Annotated in this window: 8 protein-coding genes; all 8 read left to right on the forward strand. The window is 68.8% G+C overall.

Annotated elements, in window-relative coordinates; genetic code table 11:
- The first annotated feature begins 115 nt into the window (after nucleotides 1-115).
- The 8 genes from thrA (at nucleotide 116) to V7787_RS27545 (ending at nucleotide 11549) form a co-directional block, all read left to right on the forward strand.
- The gene (gene thrA, locus V7787_RS27510) at nucleotides 116-2686 is read left to right on the forward strand and encodes a bifunctional aspartate kinase/homoserine dehydrogenase I (protein ID WP_336090498.1); all 2571 of its coding nucleotides are present in this window, start codon (nucleotides 116-118) and stop codon (nucleotides 2684-2686) included.
- Nucleotides 2683-3675 (forward strand): homoserine kinase, encoded by a 993-nt coding sequence (locus V7787_RS27515; protein ID WP_336090499.1) that lies wholly within the window; start codon nucleotides 2683-2685, stop codon nucleotides 3673-3675. The genes thrA and V7787_RS27515 overlap by 4 nt, the downstream gene beginning before the upstream one ends.
- Nucleotides 3676-3714: 39 nt before the next feature.
- Nucleotides 3715-5031 (forward strand): threonine synthase, encoded by a 1317-nt coding sequence (gene thrC, locus V7787_RS27520; protein WP_336090500.1) that lies wholly within the window; start codon nucleotides 3715-3717, stop codon nucleotides 5029-5031.
- Between the two features lie 721 nt (nucleotides 5032-5752).
- The gene (gene ilvD / locus V7787_RS27525; protein WP_336090501.1) at nucleotides 5753-7486 is read left to right on the forward strand and encodes a dihydroxy-acid dehydratase; all 1734 of its coding nucleotides are present in this window, start codon (nucleotides 5753-5755) and stop codon (nucleotides 7484-7486) included.
- A gap of 89 nt (nucleotides 7487-7575) precedes the next feature.
- Entirely contained in the window at nucleotides 7576-8601 is a 1026-nt protein-coding gene (gene ilvC, locus V7787_RS27530; protein WP_336090502.1) for a ketol-acid reductoisomerase, read from the forward strand.
- Nucleotides 8601-10355: an acetolactate synthase 2 catalytic subunit gene (gene ilvG, locus V7787_RS27535; protein WP_336090503.1), complete on the forward strand. Its 1755-nt coding sequence runs from the start codon at nucleotides 8601-8603 to the stop codon at nucleotides 10353-10355. The genes ilvC and ilvG overlap by 1 nt, the downstream gene beginning before the upstream one ends.
- Nucleotides 10339-10575, forward strand: a complete 237-nt coding sequence (locus tag V7787_RS27540; protein WP_036111253.1) for an ACT domain-containing protein — start codon at nucleotides 10339-10341, stop codon at nucleotides 10573-10575. The genes ilvG and V7787_RS27540 overlap by 17 nt, the downstream gene beginning before the upstream one ends.
- Nucleotides 10566-11549: an aminotransferase class IV gene (locus tag V7787_RS27545; RefSeq protein WP_336090506.1), complete on the forward strand. Its 984-nt coding sequence runs from the start codon at nucleotides 10566-10568 to the stop codon at nucleotides 11547-11549. The genes V7787_RS27540 and V7787_RS27545 overlap by 10 nt, the downstream gene beginning before the upstream one ends.
- The last annotated feature ends 1 nt before the right edge of the window (nucleotide 11550 follow it).

An 11550-nucleotide genomic window follows, 5' to 3' on the forward strand; every position in this document is an offset into this window, starting at 1 on the left:
ACAGGGGTGCGGACGGGCGTGTCCAGCTAACAGACCACGCCGCTCCGCACCCGATCCGGGTGCGGGCTGGTCGCCGCAACCGAGTCGGAACGCGGAGCTCCATCAGGAGCCTCCCATGTCGTCCGCCCCACCCCAAGCCGCTTTCGACGCCCAGCCCGACGCGGCCGTGGCCGAAGAACCCCAAGCCTGCGATCTCGACGCGCCCGTAGCGGCCGAACCGGTCGCGCCCGCCCGCCACACGCACAAATTCGGCGGCAGCAGCCTCGCCGACGCCGACCGTTACCGGGTCGCGGTCGGCCTGCTCGACGACGGCTCGCGCGAACGCGTGGCCGTGGTCTCGGCGATGCAGGGCGTCACCGACGCCCTGGTCGCATTAGTCGCCGCCGCCGGCGACGGCCAGGACTGGGCGCCGGCCTGGGCCGCGCTGCGCAAGCGCCATCTGGACACCGCGCAATCGCTCGACCCGCATCTGCGCCACGGCACGGTCGAGGCGATCGAAGCCGAATTCGCCGGCCTGCGCGAAGCGCTGGCCAGCCTGCCGGCGCGCGCCGACGACGCCTTCGCCGCCGCCCTGCCCGGCTTGGGCGAAGTGTTCTCCTCCCACCTCATGCACGCCGCGCTAGGCGGCCACGCCGCGGGCTGGACGCGGCTGGACGCGCGCGAGGTACTGGTGGTGCATCCGGGCGAAATGGGCGTCGGCGTGGATTGGGCACGCAGCCGCGAGAATCTGGCGCAGTGGCGCAAACACCACAACGGCCGCGATGTGATCGTCACCGGCTTCGTCGCCCGCGACGCGCAGGGCCGCGACACCACCCTGGGCCGCAACGGCAGCGACTACTCCGCGGCGATCTTCGCCAACTTGTTCGACGCCGACGAGCTGACCATCTGGACCGACGTCGACGGCGTGCTCTCGGCCGATCCGCGGCTGGTGCCCGACGCGGTCTGCCTGCCGTCGATGTCCTACGCCGAAGCCTGCGAACTGGCCTATTTCGGCGCCAAAGTGCTGCATCCGCAGACCCTGGCGCCGGTGCAGCAGCGCGGCATTCCGCTGCGCATCCGCAACACCCGCAATCCGCGCGCGCCGGGCACGCTGATCAGCCTGCGCCCGCAAGCCGACGGCATGCCGGTCAAGGGATTGAGCCTGGTCCACGATCTGGCCGTGCTGGAACTGGTCGGCAACGGCATGGTCGGCGTGCCCGGCGCGGCCGAACGTCTGTTCGGCGCGCTGCGTGGCGCCGGCGTGTCGGTGACGATGATTTCGCAAGGTTCCTCCGAGCATTCGATCTGCTGCGTGGTCCGCGCCGATCAAGCCGCGCGCGGACGCGATGCGATCGTCGCCGCGTTCGCCGAAGCGATGGCCGACGGCCAGACCCAGCACGTCACCGTGACCCCGGACATCTGCGTGCTCGCCGCGGTCGGCGACGGCATGGTCGGCCTGCCCGGCGTGGCCGCGCAGTTGTTCGACGGCCTGGCCAAGGCGCGGGTGAACCTGCGCGCGATCGCCCAGGGCGCGGGCGAACGCAACATCTCCGTGGCGATCGCCGCGCGCGACGCCACCCGCGCCTTGCGCGCCGCGCACTCGGCGTTCTGGCTGTCGCCGCAATGCATTTCGATCGGCCTGATCGGCCCGGGCAAGGTCGGCCGCGCGCTGCTGGCGCAGTTGGCCGCGGCGCAACCGCGCCTGCAGCGCGACGCGCGCCCGCAGCGGCAACTCGACCTGCGCCTGCGCGCGCTCGCCGACAGCCGGCGCATGCATCTGGCGCCGCGGGCGATGGCGTTCGACCAGGCCGGCGAACACTTCGCCGCCGAGGCCGAAGCTCTGGATCTGGAACGCTTCGCCGCGCACGTTCGCGCCGAACACATCCCGCACGCGCTGATCGTGGATTGCAGCGGCAGCGATGCGGTCGCCGCGTACTACCCGGAGTGGATCGCCGCCGGCATCCACGTGGTCACCCCGAGCAAACACGCCGGCGCCGGCCCGCTGGAACGTTACGAAGCCATCCGCGAAGCCTCGCGCAACGGCGGCCAGTTCCGCTACGAAGCTACCGTCGGCGCCGGCCTGCCGGTGATCCAGACCTTGCGCTCGCTGCTCGACACCGGCGATGAACTGACCGAGGTCGAAGGCATCCTGTCGGGCACCCTGGCCTGGCTGTTCAACCGTTACGACGGCCGCACCGCGTTCTCCGAACTGGTGCGCGAAGCGCATGCGCTGGGCTACACCGAGCCCGACCCGCGCGACGACCTGTCCGGCACCGACGTCGCGCGCAAACTGGTGATCCTGGCGCGCGAAGCCGGCCGCGCCTTGTCGCTGGAGCAGATCCAGGTCGAAAGCCTGGTGCCCGAAGCCTTGCGCGAAGTGTCCAAGGACGAATTCTTCGAACGCCTGCACGAACTCGATGCGCCGCTGCAACAGCGTTTCGACGCCGCGCGTGCGGCCGGACTGAGCCTGCGCTATCTGGCCCGGCTCGACCGCGACGGCCATGCCAGCGTCGGCGTGGTCTCGCCGCCGCCCGGCCACGCGGCCTTGCACGGCGCGCTGACCGACAACCTGATCCAGTTCCGCACCCGCCGTTACGCGGATAATCCGCTGGTCGTGCAGGGGCCCGGAGCGGGTCCGGACGTGACCGCCGCCGGCGTGTTCGGCGACCTGCTGACGATCGCGCAAACCCTCGGAGCCCGCGCATGAGCGCAGCGTCGCCTTCTTCTTCCATCAGTTCCAGCCACCACAGCGGCGCCGCGCCGCGGCAGGCGCGCGCATTCGCGCCGGCCAGCGTCGGCAACATCGGCGTCGGTTTCGACGTGCTCGGGCATTCGATCGACGGCCCGCGCGATGTCGCCACGGTCCGGCGCATCGATGAGCCGACCGTGCGCATCCGCGCCATCCGCGGCGACGTGCCCGGCGCGGACTCGCTGCCGCTGCAAGCCGCGCGCAACACCGCCGGACAGGCGCTGATCAGCCTGCGCGACAAACTCGGGCTGAGCTACGGGTTCGAGCTGGAATTGGACAAGGGCATCGCCCTGGGCTCCGGGCTCGGCGGTTCGGCCGCGTCTTGCGTGGCGGCCTTGGTCGCGGCCAACGCCTTGCTCGCGCAGCCGCTGTCGCGCGAGGAGTTGTACGAATTCGCGCTCGACGGCGAATCGGTCTCCAGCGGCAGCCGCCACGGCGACAACGTCGCGCCGATGTTGCTCGGCGGCGTGGTCATGGCTACCTCCACCCGGATGATCCCGTTGTCGGTGCCCGATTGGCTGTACGCGGCCGTGGTGCATCCCGATCAAGTACTGGAAACCCGCCGCGCCCGCGCGGTGCTCGCCGATCCGTATCCGTTGTCGCAAGTGGTCAAGCAAAGCGCACACCTGGCCTTGTTCCTGACCGGCCTGCAACGCGGCGACGCGCAACTGCTGCGCGAAGGATTGATCGACCTGCTGGTGGAACCGCGGCGCGCGCCGCTGATTCCCGGCTTCGCCCAGGTCAAGGCCGCGGCGCTGGAACACGGCGCGCTCGGCGCGAGCATTTCCGGCGCCGGGCCGAGTTGTTTCGCCTGGTTCGCCTCCAAGGTCGAGGCGCAAGTCGCGGCGGCGGCGATGCGGATCGCGTTCGCCGAGGCCGGATTCGATTCGCGCGCTTACGTGACCCCGGTAGCGGGGCCGCGCGCGGAAACGATCGGCACCGAGTGATCGCACTTCACCCTGCCCTCCCCCTCTTCGAGCCTTCGCATGAACTTCCTCAGTACCCGCGGGCACACGCCGCCCACCGCGATCGACCAGGCCTTATCGGCTGGTTTGGCGCCCGACGGCGGTTTGTACGTGCCCGAAACATTCCCCGCGTTGCCGCAACCGCTCGCCGGCGAATCGCTGCATGCCACCGCGCACGCGGTCTTGGCGCCCTACTTCGAGCGCTCCGCGTTGCGCGACCGGCTGGGCGCGATCTGCGCGCGCGCGTTCTCCTTCGATGCGCCGCTGCGGCCGCTGTCGCAACCCGACGATTGGCTGTTGGAGTTGTTCCACGGCCCCACCGCCGCGTTCAAGGACTACGCCGCGCGTTTCCTCGCCGAAGCCTTGGCCGGACTGCGCGATGAATCCGCGCCGCCGACCACGATCCTGGTCGCCACTTCCGGCGACACCGGCGCCGCGGTCGCCGCCGCGTTCCATCGCCGGGCCGGATTCGAAGTGGTGATCCTGTATCCCGACGGCCGGGTTTCGCCGCGGCAAGCGCATGGGCTGGGCTGCTGGGGCGACAACGTGCAAGCGTTGCGCGTGGACGGCGATTTCGACGCCTGTCAGCGGCTGGCCAAACAAGCCTTGTCCGACCAGGCGCTGCGCGCGCAGCGCCCACTGAGTACGGCCAACAGCATCAGCCTGGGCCGGCTGCTGCCGCAAGCGGCGTACTACGCCCACGCCGCCAGCCGCCATTACGCCCAGCGCGGCGAGCCGCTGAACTTCATCGTTCCCACCGGCAACCTCGGCAACGCCTGCGCCGCGTTCGTGGCCAAGCGCATGGGCCTGCCGATCGGCGAGATCCGCTTGGCCACCAACGCCAACGACACCTTGCCGCGCTACTTCGCCGGCGCCGACTACGCCGCGCAGCCGACCCGCGCCACTCTGGCCAACGCCATGGACGTCGGCGCGCCGAGCAACTTCGAGCGCTTGCGTTATTGGCACCGCGATGATGCCGAACTGCGCACGGCGACGAGTGCCCGCAGCATCGACGACGCCACCATTCGCGCCGTCATCCGCACCGCGCCGGAGCGGCATGGGATCGTGCCGTGTCCGCACACCGCAACCGGTTTGCATCTGCTGGAGACCTTGCGCGCGCAGGGCGACGAACGGCCGTGGGCGGTGGTGGCGACCGCGCATCCGGCCAAGTTCGAAAGCATCGTCGAGCCGCTGGTGGGGCATTCGGTAGAACCGCCGCCGGCGTTGGCCGAATCGCTGGCGCGGCCGGCTTCGGCGGAGCCGTTGGCGGACGATTACCCGGCCTTGCGCGAGCGTTTGCTGGCGGGCGCCGAGGCCGATCGGCTTGCGACCATCTAAGGATCGCGCGCGACGAGAGTCGCCCCCTTTAGAAAAGGAGGCAGCGACCGCGAAGCGGGCGCGGGGGATTTGAGCTTTTGCTGTTCGCCAAGCAACAGCAAGAGCAAATCCCCCCCTGCCCCCCTTTTTCAAAGGGGGGAACAGCAACGGCAGCGGCTACCAGCAGTCGGAAGACGCCCCACCATCGCCCCCTTTAGAAAAGGGGGCAGCGACCGCGAAGCGGGCGCGGGGGATTTGAGCCTTTGCTGTTCGCCAAGCAACAGCAAGAGCAAATCCCCCCTGCCCCCTTTTTCAAAGGGGGGGAACAGCAACGGCGCCGCCAACGTCGTTGTGACGACGTAGGCGGCTTGCGATTGTTTTAAGGGAAACTATTGACAAGCCCCAAACAGGCATGTTCTTCTCGACCCCATGACGCAGCGCAGCAACCACCGCAAGCCGACCTCGCTCCAGGCCGCCCAGGCCTCGAACGACGCCGCGCGCGCCAAGCTGCTCCGAGTCGCACCCGCGATCGCCACGATTATTCTCGTCCTCGTACTTATTACCTCGCTTACCAGCGCGGGAGTCGGGTTCGTGTAGAAAACCACACAACCCAAGGTCGAAAGAACCTGAACCCCGCGCCCAAAAGGCGCGGGGTTTTTCGTTTTACGGCCCTGGGTTCCTGAAAACACCGCACGCGGACGTGCGGGCACTGCGAAGGATCGCAGCCAAGGAACCATCGTTCGTGAGAAGCAACGCCATCAAGCAAGGCCCGTCCCGAGCCCCCGCGCGCGCGATGCTGCGCGCCACCGGCCTGGACGACGCGGCCATCGCCAGACCGCTGGTCGCCGTCGTCCACACCTGGTCGGACGTCTCGCCGTGCAACATCACCTTGCGCGATCTGGCCCAGCACGTGCGCCAAGGCATCCACGACGGCGGCGGCACGCCGATCGAGTTCAACACCATCGCCGTCACCGACGGCATCGCCATGGGCAGCGACGGCATGCGCGCCTCGCTGGCTTCGCGCGAAACCATCGCCGACTCGATCGAGCTGGCGGTGTCCGGCCATTGCCTGGACGCGATGGTGCTGCTGGTCGGCTGCGACAAGACCATCCCCGCCGCGGCGATGGCCGCCGCGCGCCTGGATATCCCGACCGTGATCCTGTACGGCGGCACGATCATGCCGGGCCATTGCCCGTCGAAGAAAGGCCAGAGCGACGACAAGCCGCTGACCGTGCAAGACGTGTTCGAAGCGGTCGGCGCGCATTCGGCCGGTCGCATCGACGACGCCGAACTGCACCGGATCGAATCGCACGCCTGCCCCGGCGCCGGCGCCTGCGGCGGCCAGTTCACCGCCAACACCATGGCGATGGTGCTGACCTTCCTGGGCCTGTCGCCGCTGGGCTACAACGACATCCCCGCGATCCATCCCGACAAACCCGAAGCCGCGCGCCTGTGCGGCGAGTTGGTGATGAAGCAACTGCGCGACGGCGGCCCCAACGCGCGCTCGCTGCTGACCCCGGCCTCGCTGCGCAACGCCGCGCGCGCGGTCTCGGCCACCGCCGGCTCGACCAACGCCGCGCTGCATCTGCTGGCGATCGCCCACGAAGCCGGCGCCGCGTTCGATCTGGAAGAATTCGAAGCCGCCGCGCATACCCCGGTCATCGCCGACCTGAAACCCGGCGGCCGATACACCGCCGCGGAAATGTTCGAATTCGGCGGCGCGGCGCTGGTGGCGCGCGAGCTGAAGACGGCCGGTCTGATCGAGGATATTCCCACGGTCACCGGCCGTTCCTTTTTTCAGGAACTGGCCGACGCCACGATGGCCGACGAACAAGACGTCGTGCGCCCGGTCGCCAACCCGATCAAACCGCGCGGCGGCTACTCGATCATCTACGGCAACCTCGCCCCGGAAGGCTGCATCCTCAAGCTGGCCGGCCACGGCCGCGAACATTTCGAAGGCCCGGCGCGGGTGTTCGATTCGGAAGAAGCCGCCTTCGCCGCGGTGCAGGCGCGCAAGATCAACGCCGGGGACGTGGTGGTGATCCGCTTCGAAGGCCCCACCGGCGGCCCGGGCATGCGCGAAATGCTGGCGGTCACCGCCGCGCTGGTCGGCCAGGGCTTGAGCAACGATGTCGCCCTGATCACCGACGGCCGCTTCAGCGGCGCCACCCACGGTTTCATGGTCGGCCACATCTCGCCGGAAGCCGCGCACGGCGGCCCGATCGCGCGGCTGCGCGAAGGCGACAAGGTCAGCATCGACGTCAAGACCCGCAAGTTGGAAGTCGCCGCCGATCTGTCCGCGCGCGAACCGGCGCGGATCGCGCCGCGGGTGACCACCGGCGTGTTGGCCAAGTACGCGCGCGTGGTCGGCTCGGCCTCGCAAGGCGCGGTCACCGCGCCCGGCCCGCTGCAATCGCCGCCCGGCAAAAAGATCGAAGCCACGCTCATTCAAGAACCCGCAACCGAACCCGCCTGATCCCAAACCGCCGCTTCACGCACTCACTCCTCACTCCTCTCCACTCACTCCTCTCCACCCATTCCTGCTCCCCTCCCGAGACCACAGACATGACCGCAGCAACCTCCCGCCCCAAGATCGCCGTAGTCGGTTACGGCAGCCAAGGCCGCGCCCACGCTCTCAACCTTCGCGATTCCGGTTTCGACGTCACCGTCGGCCTGCGTCCGGGCGGCCCGACTGAGCTGAAGGCCAAAGCCGATGGCTTCACCGTCAAGACCCCGGCCGAAGCGGTCGCCGAAGCCGAACTGGTGGCGGTGCTGACCCCGGACATGGTCCAGCCGCAGCTGTACCGCGACGTGATCGAACCCAACATCAAGCAAGGCGCCTGCCTGCTGTTCGCGCACGGCTTCAACGTGCATTACGGCCAGATCGCGCCGCGCGCCGACCTGGACGTGGTGCTGGTCGCGCCGAAGGGTCCGGGCGCGCTGGTCCGCCGCGAATACGAAATCGGCCGCGGCGTGCCCAGCGTCTACGCCGTGCACCAGGACAAGACCGGCCGCGCCGAAGAATTCGCCCTGACCTACTGCGGCGGCATCGGCGGCGCGCGTCAGAACGCGATCAAGACCACCTTCAAGGAAGAGACCGAAACCGATCTGTTCGGCGAACAGGCCGTGCTGTGCGGCGGCGCGACCAAGCTGGTCCAGGCCGGTTGGGAAACCCTGGTCGAAGCCGGTTATCAGCCGGAAGTCGCCTACTACGAATGCCTGCACGAACTGAAGCTGATCGTCGACCTGTTCTACGAAGGCGGCGTCACCCGCATGCACGAGTTCATCAGCGAAACCGCGCAGTACGGCGCACTGACCCGCGGCACCTACATCGTCGACGACCACACCAAGGCGCAGATGCGCAAAGTGCTGACCGAAATCCAGGACGGCACCTTCGCCAAGCAGTGGATCGCCGAATACGCGGCCGGCAACGCCAACTACAAGGCGCTCAAGCAAGGCGATCTGGAGCACCCGATCGAAGCGGTCGGCAAGAAGCTGCGCGCCAACATGAAGTGGCTGGACAACGCGCCCAAGGCGCAGACCGCCGCTCCCGCCGCCACACGCGGCGAACGACAGGAAGAGGCTGCCTGATGAACGGTGCCCGCTGGCTGGTGCAAGCACTGGCCGCAGAAGGCGTGGACGTGTTGTTCGGTTATCCGGGCGGCACGATCATGCCTTTCTACGATGCCCTGCACGGCTCGGACCTGAAACACATTCTGGTCCGCCACGAGCAAGGCGCGGCTTTCGCGGCCAACGGCTACGCCCGTGCCAGCGGGCGAGTCGGCGTGTGCGTAGCGACCTCCGGTCCCGGCGCATCCAACCTGGTCACCGGCATCGCCGACGCGATGCTGGATTCGGTGCCGATGTTGGCGATCACCGGGCAAGTGGCGACCAGCCTGATGGGCACCGACGCGTTCCAGGAACTGGACGTGTTCGGCATGACCATGCCGATCGTCAAACACAGCTTTCTGGCGCGCAAGGTCGACGACCTGCCCGGCATGGTCGCCGAAGCCTTCCGTCTGGCGCGCTCGGGCCGTCCGGGCCCGGTGTTGATCGATCTGCCCAAGGACGTGCAAAACGCCGATGCCTCGCATCTGCCCGCGCACGCGCCGTTGCCGACCGATCCGGTGCCGGCCGCGGCCGATGCGGCCTATCACGAAGCCGCGGCCTTGATCGCCCACGCCAAGAAGCCGCTGATCTACGGCGGCGGCGGCATCAGTCTGGGCGATGCGGTCGAATCGTTCCGCGCCTTCGTCGAAGGCAGCCAGATTCCGGCGGTGCTGACGCTGAAAGGCCTGGGCGCGTTGCCGGCCGAGCACACGCTGAATCTGGGCATGCTGGGCATGCACGGCAACCGCGCGGCCAATCTGTCGGTGCAGGAATGCGATCTGCTGATCGTGGTCGGCGCGCGTTTCGACGACCGCGCCACCGGCAAGCTGGCCGAGTTCGCGCCGAACGCGCGGGTCGTGCACATGGATCTGGACGCCTGCGAGATCGGCAAGCTGCGTTACGCCGATGCCGCGGTCAACGGTTGCCTGCGCCGCTCGCTGGATGCGCTGACCCCGCCGGTCACCGCGCAACTGCAGGCCCGCAACGGCGCCGCCCGCCGCGCCTGGCGCGACACCTGCCTGCAACGCAAGCGCGATTGCAGCCCGCGTTACGACGCGCCCGGCGAAACCGTGTACGCGCCGGCGCTGCTCAAGCGTCTGTCGGAACTGGCGCCGGAAGCGATCGTCTCGTGCGATGTCGGCCAGCATCAGATGTGGGTCGCCCAGCACTGGCGCTTCGACAACCCGCGCAAGCACCTGACCAGCGGCGCGCTGGGCGCGATGGGTTTCGGCGTGCCGGCCGCGCTGGGCGCGCAGTTGGAAAACGCCGACGCGCAGGTGATCTGCGTCAGCGGCGACGGCTCGTTCCTGATGAACGTGCAGGAGCTGGCGACGATCGCGCGCTATCGCCTGCCGGTGAAGATCGTACTGCTCGACAACCAGGCCCTGGGCATGGTCCGGCAGTGGCAGGAACTGTTCTTCGAACGCCGCTATTCGGAAATCGATCTGTCCGACAACCCGGATTTCTGCGCGCTGGCCGCGGCGTTCGGGATCAAGGCGATGTACGTGGACCGCGCCGATTCGGTCGAAGAAGCGCTGGACTACATGCTGCAAACCCCCGGCCCGGTGCTGCTGCACGTGGCCATCGACCAAGCCGCCAACGTCTGGCCGCTGGTTCCGCCCAACCACAACAACGCGCAAATGCTCGACCCCGAGGCCGGCGACGCCGATGCGATCGTCAGCCTGACGCCCCCCACCACCGCCGACAAGGAGGACGCCCATGCGATACCAGCTTGAACTGACCCTGCGCCAAGCCGAAGGCGCGCTGGCTCGCGTACTGGGCGCCGCCGAACGCCGCGGTTTCCGTCCCCTGTCGGTGGACGGCGAAGCGCAACCCGACGGCGATCGCTGGCATTTGCGCATGACGGTGGAAGGCGATCGCGCCGATACCGCGCTGCAAAGCCAACTCGCCAAGCTTTACGACTGTCTTGCCGTTGAGGTCTCGCCATGCAGCTGACTACCGAACTTCTGGAACGCCCCGAACACGCCCAAGCGCCGGCGCACGCCGCCGCGGTGCGCGAACGCGCGCAGGCGCCCAGCCGCAGCGCCGAAGTGCCCGCGGCCCAGCAAAAGCCGGTGATCTGGTTCGACGGCCACTTCATCGACACCGACGCCCCGGAAGCGCCGCTGACCACCCACGCCATGCACTACGGCACCGCCGTGTTCGAAGGCATCCGCAGCTACGCCACCGCCGACGGCGGCGCGGCGGTGTTCCGTCTGCCCGAGCACATGGAGCGCATGCGCAAGGGCGCGGACATGTTCGGCATCGACTTCGACGTCGAACGCGCGACCCAGGCCACCCTGGCCACGCTGCGCGCCAACGGCCATCGCGATGCCTACATCCGCCCGCTGACCTGGATGGGCACCGGCACCATCGGTCTGGATGTCGATCCGCTGACCCAGCACCTGATGATCGCCACCATGGCCAAGGTCGTGCACCTGGGCGGCGCGCGCACGCGTTTGACCGTGTCGCCGTGGAAGCGCAATCCGGCCACCTCGCTGCCGCCGCTGAAACTGTCGGGCGCCTACGTCAACTCGATCCTGGCCAAGCGCGAAGCCAAGCAGCGCGGCTTCGACGAAGCCCTGTTCACCGACGACAAGGGTTATGTCGTGGAGTGCACCGGCGCCAACGTGTTCATGGTCAAGAACGGCGCGGTCACCTCGGTCGACCATCGCGACGCGCTGCCGGGCATCACCCGCGACACCATGATCGCGCTGTCGGGCGCGCAGTCGCGCGAGGTGACCTTGCACGAGCTGCTGGACGCGGACGAAGTCTTCGTCTGCGGCACCGCCGCGGAAGCCTGCGAGATCGCCGTGCTCGACCGCCGCGAATTCGGCGACAACCCGGTGACGCGCGAACTGTCGGCGCTGTACGGCCGGGTGGTGCGCGGGCAGGAAGCGGCTTACGCCTGCTGGCTGACCGCAGTCTGAT

The sequence above is a fragment of the Pseudomonas sp. CGJS7 genome, assembly GCF_036961695.1.